The organism is Ensifer adhaerens, assembly GCF_001270265.1.
Lineage (GTDB): Bacteria > Pseudomonadota > Alphaproteobacteria > Rhizobiales > Rhizobiaceae > Ensifer > Ensifer adhaerens_B.
Window position 1 is genome coordinate 177,267 of sequence record NZ_LGAP01000001.1, and the last position, 15,880, is coordinate 193,146.

Below are 15,880 nucleotides of genomic sequence, written 5' to 3' on the forward strand. Positions count from 1 at the left end.
TGCATGGTCGAATCTGAAGCGCAGGGGCGTCTGCCCGGCATCCGCCCGGTCTCCGTTGTGGATATCGGCTCGAACTCCATTCGCCTTGTCGTCTACGAAGGCCTGAGCCGTGCTCCGGCCATGCTGTTCAACGAGAAGGTTATGTGCGGTCTGGGCAAGGGCATCGATGCCACCGGACGCATGGACGAGGAGAGCGTCGAGCGTGCTCTGCGGGCGCTGCACCGCTTTCATGCCCTGTCGCAGCAGGCGCGTGCGACCTCCATGTATGTTTTGGCGACCGCAGCCGCCCGCGAGGCGAGCAACGGACCGGCCTTCATCCAGAAGGCCGAGGCCATCCTCGGCCACAAGGTCCGCATCCTTACCGGCGAAGAGGAAGCCTATTTCTCCGCCATGGGCATCGTCAGCGGCTACCACGATCCCGATGGGGTGGTCGGTGACCTTGGCGGTGGCTCGCTGGAGCTGGTCGAGGTGAACGGCAAGAAGATCGGCAAGGGCATCACGCTGCCGCTCGGGGGTATCCGCCTCTTCGAGCACAGTGGCGGTTCGCTGCCGAAAGCCCGCACCTGGGTGCGCAAATTCATGAAAAGCTCGCCGGTGCTGAAGACCGGTACCGGCCGCACCTTTTATGCCGTCGGCGGCACCTGGCGCTCGATCGCCAAGCTGCACATGGAAATCCGAAATTATCCGCTGCACATGATGCAGGGCTACGAGATTTCCTATGACGAGGCGATGACGCTGCTGCCGGAGGTAATCGAGCCGAAGAACATCAAGCCGTCAGCCTATGCGACGATCTCCAAGAGCCGCCGCAGCCTGCTTCCCTTCGGCGCCATTGCGATGCAGGAGGCACTGTCGATTATGGAGCCGGAGCGGATTTCGTTCTCGGCGCTCGGCGTGCGCGAAGGCTATCTCTTCTCGCTCTTGAACGAGAACGAGCGTGCGCAGGACCCGCTGCTGACCGCTGCCGGCGAAATTGCCATTCTGCGGGCGCGGTCACCCGAGCATGCTCGCGAGCTTGCCGACTGGACCGGCCGCATGGTGCCGTTCTTCGGCGTCGAGGAAACCGAAGAGGAAAGCCGTTATCGCCAGGCCGCCTGCCTGCTTGCCGATATCAGCTGGCGCGCGCATCCGGATTATCGCGGCCTGCAGGCGCTGAACATCATCGCCCACTCGACCTTCTCCGGCATCACCCATGCCGGGCGGGCCTATATCGCGCTTGCCAATTACTATCGCTTCGAGGGCTTGAGCGATGACGGTGCGACCGGCGCGCTGACCGGCATTACCACGCCACGACTACTGGAACTGGCGAAATTGCTCGGCGGCCTGCTGCGCGTCGCCTATCTGTTCTCGGCCTCGATGCCGGGTGTGGCAAAGAATTTGACCTTCCGCAAATCGTCTCTGCCGGATGTCGACCTGGAGATCGTCGTGCCTGCGGCCTATTCGGAATTTGCCGGCGAACGCCTCGACGGGCGTCTGCAGCAGTTGGGCAAGCTGACGGGCAGGAGACTGGCATTCCACTTCCAGGGCTGAATGCATCTTGATCTTTGAAGAAGGGCGCGCGGACAAGAATCCGCGCGCCCTTTTTGATTATTCCGCCTTCAGGAATTCGCCGACTTCGAGCAGAACGAACTCGTTGTCGTCGGCCTTATCAAGCGCACGGCCGGCCGAGAACGGCAGGTTGTTGTCGTTGCCGACGATGATGTGCGTGTCATCGACGCGATCGACGTTTTCGATCGTCACGAACGGCATGTCGTAGTAACCGTCGCCGCCGCCCTGGCGCTTCTTGTTATCCGGGTCGGCGATCTTCAGGAGATCGATATAACCGATCTTGCGCACGGCCTTGCCGACATTGCTGTCGTCGAAAGCAATCTTGTAGACACGCTTCACCTTCGAGCCGACGGCAAAGCAATCCGGCTTCGGATCTTTCGGGTCTGCGCAGGCCTCGTCGAGCGTGCCGGCCCCATTGTCGCGCTCGATCACCAGAGCGGTCTTGTCGTCGAGCATGTTGAAGTCGCCGATCGCCTCACCGCCTTCGGCCAGCGGATAGAGCCAGCTGCGGCCCGTCCAGGCCTTGCTGGCGACATCGAGTTCGATGACGCGCAGCGCCGGGCGGCCATCGGCCTGTTCGACGGTTTCGCTGTCGGTCCAGATCGGGCCCTCGAGCAGACCGTAGAGCTTGGTGCCGTCCTTCGACAGTGCCATGCCTTCATAGCCGCCGGAACGCTTCAGGTTGAAGGCGGGCGTCTTCTTCGACGGGTCGCCCTGCAGCGTCAGGGTCGGGTTGTCGGGCGACATCACCGGCTTGCCGTCAACAGCAGTCGCGATGACGTCGGTCAGCTTGCCGTCAACATCGAATTTCAGGATGTAGGGGCCAAATTCCTCGCCGACCCAGAAGCCGTCGGCGACCGGCTGGATGGATTCGACATCGAAGTCTGCGCCGGTCAGGTAGCGCTTGTCGGAACCTTCCATGACGATCGGGAAGGGGGCCTTGCGGTCCGGATCGGTGAGGAACAGGGTCTTCAGCGCTTCGACCTTGCCGGCGTCCCAATCCATCTTCACATGGTGCAGCATCAGCATCGCATCGGTCGAGTTCAGCTTGCTGCCGAAGCCGTTGTCGGAAAGGCTCCAGAAGGTACCGTCTGCCATCGCCTTGATGCCGGAAAAACCCTGCATCGGCTGGCCGTTGAAGGGCAGCGAAAGGCCGGTCGGGCGGACGCCATCCTTGCCCGGCACGGTGCCGATCGCGTCAGCGCGCTTGCGGTCGGCGGGGGTGAACTTGCCGGGTGTCTTCCGGTGTTCCGGCGCGTCGGACGGCGCTGCCAGGATCGTGTTTGCCGGCAGGATCGCATGTGCCTTCAGCGTTGCAGGAAAGGCCTTTTCCTCAGCCAGGACGGTCGTCGTCATCAAAAGTGTGAGCGCCGCGGTGGCGAGAAGCGTTTTGGTCATGAAAGTCACCATGGGTTGGATGCCAAAGTACGCGAACCCGATAGGCGGCTTTGATGACGGTTGGGTGATGTTTGGCTTACAGGCCGGTGAAGCTTTGATGACAGGCGAATTGCGCAGCGCGCCAGGCGGGAATTGGCCGGGTGCAAATTGCTGTGAGCACCCCGGACGCTGACGTCAGCGCCGTGGCGACGCGGCGGCGCCGATGGTTCAGCCGGCGAGGGCCAGGCTTGCCCACCGTCCGGGCGTCACACCATAGGCACGCTTGAAGTGGCGGGGGGAATGGGCCGGGTCGGCAAAGCCGGTTTCCAGCGCCGCCCCCCCCAGGCTGTGGCCGGTGGCAATCATCCGGCGCGCCTGCTCCAGCCGCCGCATCAGGAGGTAGCGGTGCGGGCTGGTTCCGAGAACCTTGCGGAATTGGCGGGCGAGCGTGAAGCGATCAAGGCCGCTGACCGCTTCGAGTTCCTGCGAACCAACCGGGCGATCAAGGTTGGCTCTGAGATAGTCCGTCGCTTCGAACACTGCCCGTTTCGCCGACCTACCGGCAGGCTTGCTCGTCGTCCCAGCATGGCGGCACAATCCCTCGGCAATGCGTGTGAGTATGTCGTCGAGGGCCAGTTCGTCTATGCCGCCGTCGAGATCCATGAGAGCCTCGCCGATCGCCTGACGCAGGGCGACGTCGCCGACAACCGGAGCGGCGATAAATGGCAAGGCGCCACCGTTGTCGCCAAGGGCGGCGATCAATCGCTCCGGCTGCAGGTACATCATCCGGTAGCGAAGGCCCGCTTCGGTTCCCGCACCACCGTCGTGCACCTCGTCGGGGTGAATGATGATAATGCTCCCGGGTGTGCTGTAGCGGCTCTCGCCGCGATACTGGAAGGTCTGGATGCCGCCCAGCGTTACGCCGAGCGCATAGGTGTCGTGGCGATGCGGCTCGAAGACCTTACCGTGCAGTCGCGCCTCGATGCGCTCGATGCCGTCGACCGGTGCGGCGACGCGGATCCCATCGCCCGGCGATCCGCACAATCGTTCAAGATTGATGGCCGCTTCCTCGGCTATGGCCTCCTTGGGCACGCCCTGATGTCCTGATATGGAGATACCCGTCATGTTCGACACCAAGTTCGCGATCGTGTTGCGCGAGGATCTGGCCACCTGGCAGAAGCTGAACGTCACCGCATTTCTGGCAACCGGCATCGCCGGGCAGAAACCGGCGATCATCGGGGAAGCCTATCGCGATGGCGCCGGCAACGTCTACAATGCTCTGAGCGTTCAGCCGATCATCGTGTTATCGGCAGATGGTGCGACGCTCGGCAATATTCAACGCCGCGCGATCGAAAGAGAGATAAGAACCTCGATCTATGTCGATGCCATGTTTTCGACCGACCACGACAGCGCCAACCGCGCGGTCTTTGCCGAAACACAGCCCGACGAAGCGAAGGTTGCCGGCATCGCCATCCATGCCGACAAGAAGCTGGTCGACAAGGTCACCAAGGGGGCGAAGCTGCACGGTTGAAAGTTAGCTGGACGCCAGCTGCGGCGCTGGCGTACCCCCAGCCCGAAGCGCCAGCACGCCGAGCTTCTGCCCGCGTCCTTTGACGGCGTGCTCACCGAGATCCTCGACCCGGACGTAGTGCGGCAGGCGCATCTTGCGGGCAAGGTCGGTGGAGATCAGTACCTGGTGGCCGAGCGTCTTGCAGAAGCCTTCGAGGCGAGCGGTGGTGTTCACCGTATCGCCGAAATAGGTGATCTTGTGCCTGTCGAGGCCGATCTCGGCAGCGACGATGGTTCCGCCGTGAAGGGCCGCACGCAGGCGCGGAACCTCGCCGAATTCCTTCTGCCAGCGGTGCGCTTCCGCGTCGATAATTTCGAGAATATCGAAGACGCAATGGATGCAGGTCGCGTTATTGGTGGCCCGGTCGAAGGGCCAGGTGATGACGGCGGCATCGCCAACATAGTCGTCGATCGACCCGCGATAGCGCAGCACGGGGTCTGCAATCGTCGCGAACAGCTTGCCGAGATATTCCTGCATCCGGAGGTCGCCGTTGCGCTCGGCATAGGAGGTCGAACCGGCGAGATCGATGAACAGAAAGACGCGCTCTTCCTGGATCGGCTTGCGGTAGCGCCCGGTCAGAAGGCTCAGGAAGACATCGCGCCCCAGCAATTCGCGGACTCTGAGAATGAAGACGAGCGATCCCGAAATGGCGAGTGCAAAGAGCAGAACCGTTTTGGACGGCATCATCGCCTCCATCCAGTTATCCCCCATAACACCGCTCACCCGCATGATCAGGCCGGCGGCCGCATAGCCGATGTCGAGAAGCACGAAATAGACCGCGAGCGAGGCGACGAAGAAGACCGGCGTTGAGAAGGAATGGATCCGTCGATTGAGGCGCCGGAAGATGATGCGACGTTCGAAGGCGACGATCGGCATACACATGAAGACTGCGTAGGTCGCGCCGATCAGGCCGCCCGTCCCATAGACAACCCATGCGTAAACAGCTCCGGCACCCGCAACGACCAGCAGCAGGAGAAGTCCTTCGAACGTGGAGAAACGCCAGCGCATGCGGAAAGCCTCAGTCCCGGGAGAAGCGGGCGAACGTGTTAACCGGCAGGGGTGCGCCACATCACGTCGACGTCGTTTTCACGTCGTTTGCCACGATGGTGATTCTATCCCGCCGGCCCTTCAGCTAGAGCCGGATTCGGGCGGAAAGTTGTTTCCGCCCGCCGTTTTCAATCGCCGATTTCCATCGCTTCGATCTTCTTGTCGACGAAGCGCAGAGCCACTTCACCATTGATCAATTTCAGTGCCGTATCGCCGAACAGCTCGCGCCGCCAGCCCTTGAGTGCGCCGACATCGGCGTTTTCGCCCTCGGCGGCGATCTTGTCGAGATCGTCGCTGTTGGCGATGATCTTGGCGGCCACGCCTTGCTTCTCGGCGATCAGCTTCAAGAGCACCTTCAGCATTTCGGTGGCAGCGGCTGCACCTTCGGGCGTGTGGTTCTGCCGCGGCAGCCGCGGCAGGTCGGTCTTGGGGATGGCAAGCGCTTCGTTGACCACCTCGATCAGCGCAGTTCCGGCGCTCGAGCGTTCCCAGCCCTTCGGGATGGTTCGCAGCCGTGCCATCGCCTCGGAGTCCTTCGGCTGCTGTTGCGCGACTTCGTAGATCGCATCGTCCTTGAGGATGCGCCCGCGGGGGACGTTGCGATTGCGCGCCTCGCGTTCCCGCCAGGCAGCGACCTTCTGCAGCACTGCGAGTTCGATCGGCTTCTTGACGCGCATCTTCAGGCGCTGCCAGGCATCGTCCGGGTGCAGGTCGTAGGTGTCGCGAGCCTCGAGAATCGCCATCTCCTCGGAAAGCCACAGCGAGCGGCCCTCGCGCTCGAGCTGCGCATTCAGGTACTGATAGATGTCGCGCAGATGCGTGACGTCGGCCAGCGCGTAGTCGAGCTGTTTCTCGGTCAACGGCCGGCGGCTCCAATCGGTGAAGCGCGAGGATTTGTCGATCTGCTCACCCTTGATGCGATTGACGAGCTGGTCATAGGAGACGCTGTCGCCGAAGCCGCAGACCATGGCCGCGACTTGCGTGTCGAAAATCGGGTGCGGGATCAGATTGCCGAGATGGAAAATGATCTCGATATCCTGACGCGCTGCGTGGAAGACCTTGACCACGTCGGGGTTGGCCATCAGCGCAAAGAACGGCGCGAGATCGATGCCCTTGGCCATCGGGTCGACGATGACGGCCATATCCGGGTTCGCCATCTGGATCAGGCAAAGCTCCGGCCAGAAGGTGGTCTCACGCAGGAATTCCGTGTCGATCGTAATATAACTTGAGCGGGCCAGCTGCTGGCAGGCGGCCTCTAGATCTGCTGTTGTTTCAATCATCGGACTTAAATCACTGTGGCAAAAATGCGGCTATGTTTTTCGTGTAGCCCTTCGTGCCATCCGTCACAATCGAAATTCTCAAACCACCCTGAAATAACCGGTCATGCCGGTCTTCTGGTGCTCGATGATGTGGCAATGGAACACCCAATCACCTGGATTGTCGGCAACGAGCGCGATTTCCGCCTGTTCGTCGGGCAAGAGCAGGATGGTGTCCGTCGGCGGCGGCAGGAAGGTCCGCCTGTTCGAGTTGAGAATGCGGAAGCTCATGCCGTGCAGGTGGATCGGATGGGCATGCGGCGTCCGATTGGCGATCTGCAGGACATAACTCTTGCCGAGCTTCATTTCCTCGATCGGTGCGATCGGATCCGGCGTGTCACCCGGCCACGGCACCTTGTTGATGGCCCAGAAGGTGTAGCCGAGAGAGCCGCAGATCGAAGGCGTCGCCTTGTGTTCGGCGGTGGCCGTCAGGTCGATCGGGATGCGGGTGGCCACCGACAGGTCCGCCTCGGCGATCGGATTGGCGGGAAGGGGAGCGACATCGCGGATATCGCGTTTCAAGGATTGGCCCGTTGCCCGGAAACTTGCGATCGTCCAGGGATGCGAGCCACGCAGATTGCCGAGCTTCACCGTGGCGCCCTCGCTGTCGGGCATCCGCACGACGAGGTCGATGCGCTGGCCCGGGCCGACGTCGCAGCGATCGAGCGGGAAGGGTTTGTCGACCGGGTTTGCGTCAAGCGCCACGACCATGGCGTCTGCCCCCTCCAGCCCGACCGTATAGATCCGCGTGACATCCGTGGCCGCGATGCGGACCCGCACGAGACCGCCGGCGGGCGCGTCGTAGCTCGGCGCCTGCTGCCAGTTCGCGGTGCGAACCGTGCCATAGGTGCCGCCGCGCGCGGCATCCCTCGGCTTGAACGGGTCGATGAAGGCGCCGCCCTTGCCGAGCCGCCAGTCGCGCAGGTTCAGCACGATCTCGGCGTCGAATACCGGATCAACCGGGTTTTCGACGACGATGACGCCGGTCAGCCCGCTTCCCATCTGCGTCAGCGTGTTGCAGTGGGGGTGATACCAGAAGGTGCCGGCATCCGGCGGCGTGAAGACATAGTCGAAGGGGTCGCCCGGATAGACATAGGGCTGCGTCATCTCCGGCACGCCGTCCATGGCATTGGGTATCCGAAGTCCGTGCCAGTGGACGGTCGTCGGCTCGTCGAGCCGGTTGATCAGCCGTGCGGCATAGGTCTCGCCCATGCGCATCCGCAAGACAGGCGGCATGCCGTTGCTGGCGGTATCCCCCAGCCCATAGGTCATGACCTTGGGTGTCACGCCATCGGCGGCGATCTGTGCCTCAGTCAGTTGTGCCGTCAGGATCTGCGGATCCGGCGCGGCGCCGGCGCGCGCCGCCATGCCGGCGCCGAAGGCGAAAGCGCCGCCCAAAGCGGCGGAGCCCTGGAGGAATGTGCGGCGGCTGATCAGGGGCATTTTTGCAATCTCGGCAACTGGATAGGGCGATGGGCCCGGTTCTAAACCTGATCGCCGCAATCAGCAATTATCTCGCGCAGGCACATCTTGCCGCAGGCGTTTCAGTCGTCCTTGCGGGTGTGGTTGCCGCCCGCGAGCTTGTTGAAGAAGGACGAGGTCCGCAGCAGGTTGCGGAAGGGCATGGCGCGCGCTTCTGCGGGAACGCCGCCACGCGCCGTCATGCGTCTCAACGTATAGAGCATGAAGAGGAAGAGGACCGCGGCAGTATAGATGAACAGCGCCTGCGGACCGAAGATTTCGAGCAGAAAGGAGGCAAACAGCGGGCCGATGATCGCACCGAGCGACCAGAAGAACAGCATCCCCGCGGAGACCAGCGCGTGCTGTCCTTCCGCAGCGTGATCGTTGGCATGTGCCGAGCAGAGCGAGTAGAGCGGCATGGCGAAGGCGCCGAAAAGGAAGATGCCGGCGAAATTGAGCCACTCGTCGTTGCCGGCGCCAAAGGCGAGGAAAAGTCCGGCGAGCAGCGACCCGAAGGTGGCGATCAGGATGATCAACCGCCGGTCGATCTGATCGGAATAGTGACCGAGCGGATATTGCAGCACGACGCCGCCGATGATGCCGGCGCTCATGAAGGTGGCAATCGCCGTCACCGAGAGACCGATCCCCTGCGCGTAGATGGGACCCAGCGAGCGGAAGGCGGCGTTGGTGAGGCCGACGACGATGCAGCCGACGGTCGCAAGCGGCGAGATGTTCCACAGCGCCTTGACGTCGAAGCGGATCGCTTCCGGCGCCACCGGGCTCGACCGATCGGCAAAGGAGATCGGCACGAGTGACAATGTGAGCGCCATCGAGATGATCGCGAAGAGTTCGAAACCGCCGATGCCGACGCCGGGAATGACGTATTGCGCCGCGGTGACCGAGCCAAGATCTACCAGACGATAGACGGAAAGCGTGCGCGCGCGATTCGTATTGGTGACGCTGGCATTCAGCCAACTCTCGACGGTGGCGAAAAGGCAGGCGAAGCAGATGCCGGCGACAAGCCGCATCAGGAACCACATCAGCGGGTTGATGACGAGCACCATGGCGATCGCCGCCGCCGACGCGATGGCCGCCATCGCCGAGAAGGTGCGGATGTGGCCGATGGCACGCAGGATGCGGGTCACATACACGCAGCCGAGCGCGAAGCCGATGTTGTAGCCGGTGCCGATGACGCCGATCAATGACGTCGAGAAACCTTCTTCGAGTGCCCGCAGCGAGATGAACGTGCCCTGCAGTCCGTTGCCACCGATGAGGATGCCTGCGGTGACGAGAAGCGGAATGAGCGGACGAATTTGCGACATGGGGCAGGCGACTTCCGAAAGATGCTCGCGAGTCGGGATGAAGGCGGACCCATTATGTGTAGCGACGCATTCCCGTGGCGCACAGTCGCGAATTGTGACGATAATCGTTCTTTTCGCGCCGTTCGGGTGAATGCTTTGTCTCAAGCCGACGAATGGGGTCGAATTTGCGTGGTATCAGCGGCGCTTCCCTCGGGGAGCGCGGAGGTCTCGGCTTGACAAAGCCGGCGCATCATGCGCTTTTCCGCCCGATTTTGATCATGTTGCCGCGCGCCGTTCCGGCGAGCCTGCGCGGCGCTTTGCAATTCCGGGATAACACGATGCACCGCTACCGCAGCCACACCTGTGCCGCCCTCCGCAAGTCGGATGTCGGCTCCACCGTTCGCCTTTCCGGCTGGGTCCACCGCGTCCGCGACCATGGCGGCCTGCTCTTCATCGACCTGCGCGATCACTACGGCATCACCCAGGTCGTCGCCGATCCCGATAGCCCCGCCTTCAAGGCCGCCGAGACTGTCCGCGGTGAATGGGTTGTCCGTATCGACGGCCTCGTCAAGGCACGCATGGACGACACCGTCAACAAGGGCATGCCGACTGGTGAAATCGAGCTCTATGCCCAGGAGATCGAAGTTCTCTCGGCCGCCAAGGAACTGCCGCTGCCGGTATTCGGCGAGCCGGACTATCCGGAAGACGTTCGCCTGAAGTACCGCTTCCTCGACCTGCGTCGCGACACGCTGCACAAGAACATCGTCAAGCGCACGCAGATCATCTCGTCGATGCGCCGCCACATGGGCGATGTCGGCTTCACCGAATACACGACCCCGATCCTGACGGCTTCGTCGCCGGAAGGCGCACGCGACTTCCTGGTGCCGTCGCGCATCCACCCCGGCAGCTTCTACGCCCTGCCGCAGGCGCCGCAGCAGTATAAGCAGCTTCTGATGGTTGCCGGCTTCGACCGCTACTTCCAGATCGCGCCGTGCTTCCGCGACGAAGACCCGCGCGCCGACCGCCTGCCGGGTGAATTCTACCAGCTCGACCTCGAGATGAGCTTCGTCGAGCAGGAAGACGTCTGGTCGACGATGGAGCCGGTGATCCGCGAGATCTTCGTCGAGTTTGCAGATGGCAAGCCGGTGACGGAAAAGTTCCCGCGCATTCCTTATGATACGGCAATCCGCAAGTACGGCTCCGACAAGCCGGACCTGCGCAACCCGATCGAGATGCAGGCGGTTACCGAGCACTTTGACGGTTCCGGCTTCAAGGTCTTCGCCAACATGATCGCTTCGAACCCGAAGGTCGAAGTCTGGGCAATCCCGGCTAAGACCGGTGGTTCGCGCGCGTTCTGCGACCGCATGAACGCCTGGGCCCAGAGCCAGGGCCAGCCGGGTCTCGGCTACATCTTCTGGCGCAAGGAAGGCGAAAAGCTCGAGGGCGCCGGTCCGCTTGCCAAGAACATTGGCGAGGAGCGCACCGACGCGATCCGCACCCAGCTCGGCCTCGACGACGGCGACGCCTGCTTCTTCGTCGCCGGCGATCCCTCGAAGTTCTACAAGTTCGCAGGCGAAGCCCGCACACGGGCAGGCGAGGAACTGAACCTCGTCGACCGCGACCGCTATGAATTCTGCTGGATCGTCGACTTCCCGTTCTACGAATGGCTGGAAGACGAAAAGAAGATCGACTTCGCCCACAACCCGTTCTCGATGCCGCAGGGCGGTATGGAAGCGCTGAACGGCGAAGATCCGCTGTCGATCAAGGCCTACCAGTACGACATGGTCTGCAATGGCTTCGAAATCGCGTCCGGCTCGATCCGCAACCAGCTGCCGGAAGTCATGGTCAAGGCGTTCGAGCTGACCGGCAAGTCGCAGCAGGAAGTGGAAGAGCAGTTCGGCGGCCTTTACCGCGCCTTCCAGTACGGCGCACCGCCGCATGGCGGCATGGCCTTCGGCATCGACCGTGTCGTCATGCTGCTGGTCGGTGCGAAGAACCTGCGCGAGATCTCGATCTTCCCGATGAACCAGCAGGCCGTCGATCTGCTGATGGGTGCGCCATCCGAGGCGACGTCGGCCCAGCTGCGCGAGCTGGCGCTTCGCCCGATCCCGCAGAAGAAGGACTAAGGTCCGAAAAGACCGAAGAAACAAAAAACCCGGCGGTGCTACCGTCGGGTTTTTGCATTTTTGACCAGCCGATCGGGTCAGGGCTTGGCGTAGACGGCGTCGCGCACATCTCGGGTAAACTGTCCCCACATGCCTTCGAACGCCGTGTTGGTCAGCGCCACGACGGTGATGTTCTTGACCGGATCGACGAACCAGTTGTGGCCATAGGTGCCGCCCCACTGGATCGTGCCCTTCGACTGCGGCGTGCCGGCCGCGGAGGGATCGACGAGTACGGCCCAGCCGGAGCCGAAGCCCCAACCCGGACCCTGCGTCTCCGCCTTGGGGCCTGTCTGATCCTGCATCATCGTCTTCACCGTCTCGGGCGAGAGCAACGGGCCGCCGCCCTTGCGGATCGTTTCCAGGAACGTCAGCAGATCGTTTGCCGTGCCGGCCATGCCGGCGCCGCCCGATGGAAATGCTTTATCGTCGAGGATGCGGTCTGGCGAAAAGGTCAGCTTGCCTTCGCCGATCGGCACGGAGGCGTCACCTTGCATGCGCACGGGGGCGGGCGAGCCGTCGAAGTAGGCTGCGGTCAACCTGTCCGTCGGCTTCACGGAAAAGCCGGTGTCGGCCAAAGCCAAGGGCGTCACGACCAGTTCATCGACGGCCTTGTCCAGCGTCTTGCCGCTTGCCTTCTCGATAACGCCGCCGAGTACGTCGATCGCGACGGAGTAGCGCCAGGTCTCACCGGGTCGCGAAACAAGCGGAACGGTGGCGATACGCTTCAGGTTCTCGTCGAGGGTGATATTGGAGAGATCGAGCCCATCGGAAACGCCGGCCCTTGCGTAGGAACCACCCGGCGGCTGGAAGAAGCCGTATTCCAGCCCGGCGGTATGGTTGAGGAGGTGGCGCACCAGGATCGGCGCCTCCTTGCCTTCGAAGCTGGGGCGGAAATCCGGCAGCCATTTGCTGACCGGCTCGTCGAGCTTGATGCGCCCCTGTTCGACGAGCCGCATCGCCGCCACGGTCACCAACGGCTTCGTCACCGAGGCAAAACGGAAGATGTCGTCCTGGCGCGCAGTGCGGTTTGCCTCCCGGTCGGCAAGGCCTGCGGCTCTGGCGTAAACAAGCTCGCCGTCGCGGGCGACGAGGACGACGGTGCCGACAATGCGCTGTTCAGCGATCGCGCGGTCGATCACCGGATCGAGCTGGGCTTTCAGCGCCGATTGGCCATGATCATCCGCAAGTACGGGAAAGGCGAGCAGCGCCGACAGCAGGGCAGCGTTTTTGAGGTGGAGACTCATCGTGGAAAACCTCTTATAATCACAGTGACCGTTCCTGAATACGTCAGGTGCGAACATAATTCTAGAGTGACCATTGTGGAAAATAGCAATTCCTTAGAATCTCCAACTCGTCGGCGCGGCCGGCCACGGGCCTTCGACCGGGATATTGCGCTTGCCGCCGCCGGCGAAACCTTCTGGCGGCTCGGTTATGAAGGGGCGTCGATCGCCGACCTCACCGCAGCCATGGGCATCACGCCGCAGAGCCTCTATGCGGCCTTCGTGTCGAAGGCGGACCTCTATCGCGAGGCGCTTGAGCGCTACCGGCAGCAGGAGGGGGCCGCGGCCGGCCGAAGCCTGAACGGGGAGGGGCATGTTATCGATGTCGTTGCCAAGCTGCTTCGGGTTTCCGCACACGAGTTTTCGGTGCCCGGTCGGCCGAAAGGCTGCATGATCTCGACCGCCGTCTTGACCTGCGCCGTCGAAAATGACGTGATCGCCCGCCACGTGACGGCCCTTCGCAACCAGACGCTCTCCGCCCTGGAGACGCGGCTTCGTCGCGGGATCGAAGAAGGGGAGTTGCGCGAGCATACGGACGCGGCTGGACTTGCCCGCTTCATCGGCGCGATCCTGCAAGGAATGACCGTGCAGGCGCAGGACGGAGCCGGCGAGGCGGATCTGCTGTCGATTGCCGAGCTTGCCATCGCCGAGGTCGCGCGCCACCGGCATCCTGCCGCCTGAGCCGAACGCCGCCGGCTCTTGGGCCTGTTCCGCGCCAGATGGCAGCCTATTGCGCCTGTCGGCTCGCCTTGGAAATTCAGAAGTCCATGCCGGGGCCGGTTGGTGGTTGTGCGGCACCATCCTTCTTCGGCTTTTCGGCGATCATCGCCTCTGTCGTCACCAGGAGCCCGGCGACGGAGGCGGCGTCCTGCAGAGCGGCGCGCACGACCTTGGCCGGATCGATGACGCCCATCTTGAACAGATCGCCATATTCGCCCGTCTGGGCATTCCAGCCATAGGCGAAGTCGGTTTTCTCGCGCAGCTTGCCGACGATGATCGAGCCCTCTGCACCGGAGTTCTCGGCGATCTGGCGCACCGGCATCTCCACTGCGCGCCTGACGATCTCGACGCCGACGCGCTGTTCGGCATTGGCGGTCTTGATGCCGTCGAGCGCATTGACGACCCGAAGCAGCGCGACGCCGCCGCCAGGCAATATGCCTTCCTCGACAGCTGCACGTGTGGCATGCAGCGCGTCATCGACCCGGTCCTTCTTTTCCTTCACCTCGACCTCGGTCGAGCCGCCGACACGGATCACGGCAACGCCGCCGGAGAGCTTGGCAAGCCGTTCCTGCAGTTTCTCCCGGTCGTAGTCGGAGGTGCTTTCCTCGATCTGCGCCTTGAGTTGGCTGACGCGACCGCCGATGTCGGCTTTGGTGCCGGCGCCATCGACGATGGTGGTGTTGTCCTTTTCGATCATCACGCGTTTGGCGCGACCCAGCGTTTCCAATGTCACATTCTCAAGCTTGATGCCGACGTCTTCGGAAACCACCGTGCCGCCGGTCAGGACCGCGATGTCCTCGAGGATCGCCTTGCGGCGGTCGCCGAAACCCGGCGCCTTGACGGCAGCGATCTTGAGGCCGCCACGAAGCTTGTTGACGACAAGTGTTGCCAGTGCCTCGCCTTCGACGTCCTCAGCGATGATCAGCAGCGGGCGGCTCGCCTGGATGACCGATTCGAGGATCGGGATCATTGCCTGCAGGTTCGAGAGTTTCTTTTCGTGGATGAGGATGTAGGGATCTTCGAACTCGACCCGCATCTTTTCCTGGTCGGTGATGAAATAGGGCGAGAGATAGCCGCGATCGAATTGCATACCCTCGACGATTTCGAGCTCGATCTCGGCGGTCTTGGCCTCCTCGACCGTGATCACGCCTTCGTTGCCGACTTTTTCCATTGCCTTGGCGAGATATCGTCCGATCTCCGTGTCGCCATTGGCAGAGATGGTGCCGACCTGCGCGATCTCCTCGTTGTTGGCGATCTTGCGGGCGCGGACCTTGAGTTCTGCGACGATGGCGTCCACCGCGAGGTCTATGCCGCGCTTGAGGTCCATGGGGTTCATGCCGGAGGCGATCGCCTTGACGCCTTCCTTGACGATCGCCTGTGCGAGCACGGTTGCCGTCGTGGTGCCGTCGCCGGCGACATCGCTGGTGCGCGATGCCACCACGCGCAGCATCTGTGCGCCCATGTTTTCGAACTTGTCTTCGAGTTCGATTTCCTTGGCAACGGAAACGCCGTCTTTGGTGATGCGCGGGGCGCCAAAGGATCTTTCGATGACGACGTTCCGCCCCTTCGGGCCGAGCGTCACTTTCACGGCATTGGCAAGGATATCCACGCCGCGCAGCATGCGGTCGCGGGCGTCGCTACTGAACTTGACTTCCTTGGCTGTCATTGTCGGCCTCCCTCAACACAAAACTCGCAGTCACGTGGCCCGCCATCGCGAAATGGCCCTGACGTTACCGATGGTCATCACACCTGTCTCTTCGGACGCTCCAGCGCCCAAAAGGCTATTCTTCGCCGTCGTCGGGCGTCAGGATGTCGATCAATGCGGCGACGCGCCCGGCCGGCAGATGTCGTCCTTCGCCGATCAGCGCTTCGTCGTTGTTGACCCAAGCGATCGCTTCCGCGAGTTCGGCTGCCGTCGCCCCGGTGGCCAGCAGCTCGGCCATCAGCGTTTCGTCGACCGGGCCAAGAATGGCGGTGATATCCGCATGTTTCAGTCCCATGGCGTTCTCCTTCCGTGTGATCGGTCAGGAATGCGGGATGGAGTCTTTCCTCCAGACAAACCTAGATAGGCGACAGCTCGCGGGCATCAAGCGGATGC

13 protein-coding genes are annotated in these 15,880 nt (G+C 62.7%); 4 read left to right on the top strand and 9 right to left on the bottom strand.

Annotated features, from left to right (window positions below; all coding sequences use genetic code 11):
* The first annotated feature begins 3 nt into the window (after window positions 1-3).
* Window positions 4-1,527, top strand: coding sequence for an exopolyphosphatase (ppx, locus tag AC244_RS00815; RefSeq protein WP_053246966.1), 1,524 nt, complete (start codon window positions 4-6; stop codon window positions 1,525-1,527).
* 57 nt (window positions 1,528-1,584) lie between these two features.
* On the opposite strand, the gene AC244_RS00820 is transcribed toward ppx, so the two are convergent.
* The gene (locus tag AC244_RS00820) at window positions 1,585-2,943 is read right to left on the bottom strand and encodes an esterase-like activity of phytase family protein (protein WP_053247621.1); all 1,359 of its coding nucleotides are present in this window, start codon (window positions 2,941-2,943) and stop codon (window positions 1,585-1,587) included.
* 207 nt (window positions 2,944-3,150) lie between these two features.
* Window positions 3,151-4,047 (bottom strand): AraC family transcriptional regulator, encoded by an 897-nt coding sequence (locus AC244_RS00825; RefSeq protein ID WP_082366696.1) that lies wholly within the window; start codon window positions 4,045-4,047, stop codon window positions 3,151-3,153.
* Here AC244_RS00825 and AC244_RS00830 point away from each other — a divergent pair.
* Window positions 4,046-4,453 (top strand): DUF2000 family protein, encoded by a 408-nt coding sequence (locus AC244_RS00830; RefSeq protein WP_053246967.1) that lies wholly within the window; start codon window positions 4,046-4,048, stop codon window positions 4,451-4,453. The two genes, AC244_RS00825 and AC244_RS00830, sit on opposite strands and share 2 nt — an antisense overlap.
* Window positions 4,454-4,456: 3 nt before the next feature.
* Here AC244_RS00830 and AC244_RS00835 read toward each other — a convergent pair whose 3' ends face one another.
* From AC244_RS00835 to AC244_RS00850, 4 genes are all read right to left on the bottom strand, one after another.
* Window positions 4,457-5,500, bottom strand: coding sequence for an adenylate/guanylate cyclase domain-containing protein (locus tag AC244_RS00835; protein ID WP_053246968.1), 1,044 nt, complete (start codon window positions 5,498-5,500; stop codon window positions 4,457-4,459).
* 167 nt (window positions 5,501-5,667) lie between these two features.
* The gene (gene rnd / locus AC244_RS00840; protein ID WP_053246969.1) at window positions 5,668-6,819 is read right to left on the bottom strand and encodes a ribonuclease D; all 1,152 of its coding nucleotides are present in this window, start codon (window positions 6,817-6,819) and stop codon (window positions 5,668-5,670) included.
* A 78-nt stretch (window positions 6,820-6,897) separates the two neighbouring features.
* Complete coding sequence (locus tag AC244_RS00845; protein ID WP_053246970.1) at window positions 6,898-8,298, bottom strand: multicopper oxidase family protein; 1,401 nt, start codon at window positions 8,296-8,298, stop codon at window positions 6,898-6,900.
* A gap of 101 nt (window positions 8,299-8,399) precedes the next feature.
* Entirely contained in the window at window positions 8,400-9,638 is a 1,239-nt protein-coding gene (locus AC244_RS00850; RefSeq protein WP_053246971.1) for an MFS transporter, read from the bottom strand.
* 317 nt (window positions 9,639-9,955) lie between these two features.
* Here AC244_RS00850 and aspS point away from each other — a divergent pair, with 317 nt between their 5' ends.
* Window positions 9,956-11,743, top strand: coding sequence for an aspartate--tRNA ligase (gene aspS, locus AC244_RS00855; RefSeq protein WP_053247623.1), 1,788 nt, complete (start codon window positions 9,956-9,958; stop codon window positions 11,741-11,743).
* Window positions 11,744-11,820: 77 nt separating this feature from the next.
* Here aspS and AC244_RS00860 read toward each other — a convergent pair whose 3' ends face one another.
* Window positions 11,821-13,026 (bottom strand): serine hydrolase domain-containing protein, encoded by a 1,206-nt coding sequence (locus tag AC244_RS00860; protein ID WP_082366697.1) that lies wholly within the window; start codon window positions 13,024-13,026, stop codon window positions 11,821-11,823.
* A gap of 66 nt (window positions 13,027-13,092) precedes the next feature.
* On the opposite strand from AC244_RS00860, the gene AC244_RS00865 reads away from it, so the two are divergent.
* Window positions 13,093-13,743 carry a TetR/AcrR family transcriptional regulator gene (locus tag AC244_RS00865; RefSeq protein WP_053246972.1) on the top strand — a complete coding sequence of 217 codons (651 nt, stop codon included), beginning with the start codon at window positions 13,093-13,095 and terminating at the stop codon, window positions 13,741-13,743.
* Between the two features lie 76 nt (window positions 13,744-13,819).
* Here AC244_RS00865 and groL read toward each other — a convergent pair whose 3' ends face one another.
* Window positions 13,820-15,448 (bottom strand): chaperonin GroEL, encoded by a 1,629-nt coding sequence (groL, locus tag AC244_RS00870; RefSeq protein WP_053246973.1) that lies wholly within the window; start codon window positions 15,446-15,448, stop codon window positions 13,820-13,822.
* A gap of 115 nt (window positions 15,449-15,563) precedes the next feature.
* Window positions 15,564-15,782 (bottom strand): hypothetical protein, encoded by a 219-nt coding sequence (locus tag AC244_RS00875; protein WP_053246974.1) that lies wholly within the window; start codon window positions 15,780-15,782, stop codon window positions 15,564-15,566.
* Window positions 15,783-15,880 lie beyond the last annotated feature (98 nt).

Bases quoted from the DNA above. Each gene is read 5' to 3' on its own strand.
- ppx (WP_053246966.1), top strand. From the start codon at position 4: ATGGTCGAATCTGAAGCGCAGGGGCGTCTGCCCGGCATCCGCCCGGTC.
- AC244_RS00820 (WP_053247621.1), bottom strand. From the start codon at position 2,943: ATGACCAAAACGCTTCTCGCCACCGCGGCGCTCACACTTTTGATGACG.
- AC244_RS00830 (WP_053246967.1), top strand. From the start codon at position 4,046: ATGTTCGACACCAAGTTCGCGATCGTGTTGCGCGAGGATCTGGCCACC.
- AC244_RS00825 (WP_082366696.1), bottom strand. From the start codon at position 4,047: ATGACGGGTATCTCCATATCAGGACATCAGGGCGTGCCCAAGGAGGCC.
- AC244_RS00835 (WP_053246968.1), bottom strand. From the start codon at position 5,500: ATGCGCTGGCGTTTCTCCACGTTCGAAGGACTTCTCCTGCTGCTGGTC.
- rnd (WP_053246969.1), bottom strand. From the start codon at position 6,819: ATGATTGAAACAACAGCAGATCTAGAGGCCGCCTGCCAGCAGCTGGCC.
- AC244_RS00845 (WP_053246970.1), bottom strand. From the start codon at position 8,298: ATGCCCCTGATCAGCCGCCGCACATTCCTCCAGGGCTCCGCCGCTTTG.
- AC244_RS00850 (WP_053246971.1), bottom strand. From the start codon at position 9,638: ATGTCGCAAATTCGTCCGCTCATTCCGCTTCTCGTCACCGCAGGCATC.
- aspS (WP_053247623.1), top strand. From the start codon at position 9,956: ATGCACCGCTACCGCAGCCACACCTGTGCCGCCCTCCGCAAGTCGGAT.
- AC244_RS00860 (WP_082366697.1), bottom strand. From the start codon at position 13,026: ATGAGTCTCCACCTCAAAAACGCTGCCCTGCTGTCGGCGCTGCTCGCC.
- groL (WP_053246973.1), bottom strand. From the start codon at position 15,448: ATGACAGCCAAGGAAGTCAAGTTCAGTAGCGACGCCCGCGACCGCATG.
- AC244_RS00875 (WP_053246974.1), bottom strand. From the start codon at position 15,782: ATGGGACTGAAACATGCGGATATCACCGCCATTCTTGGCCCGGTCGAC.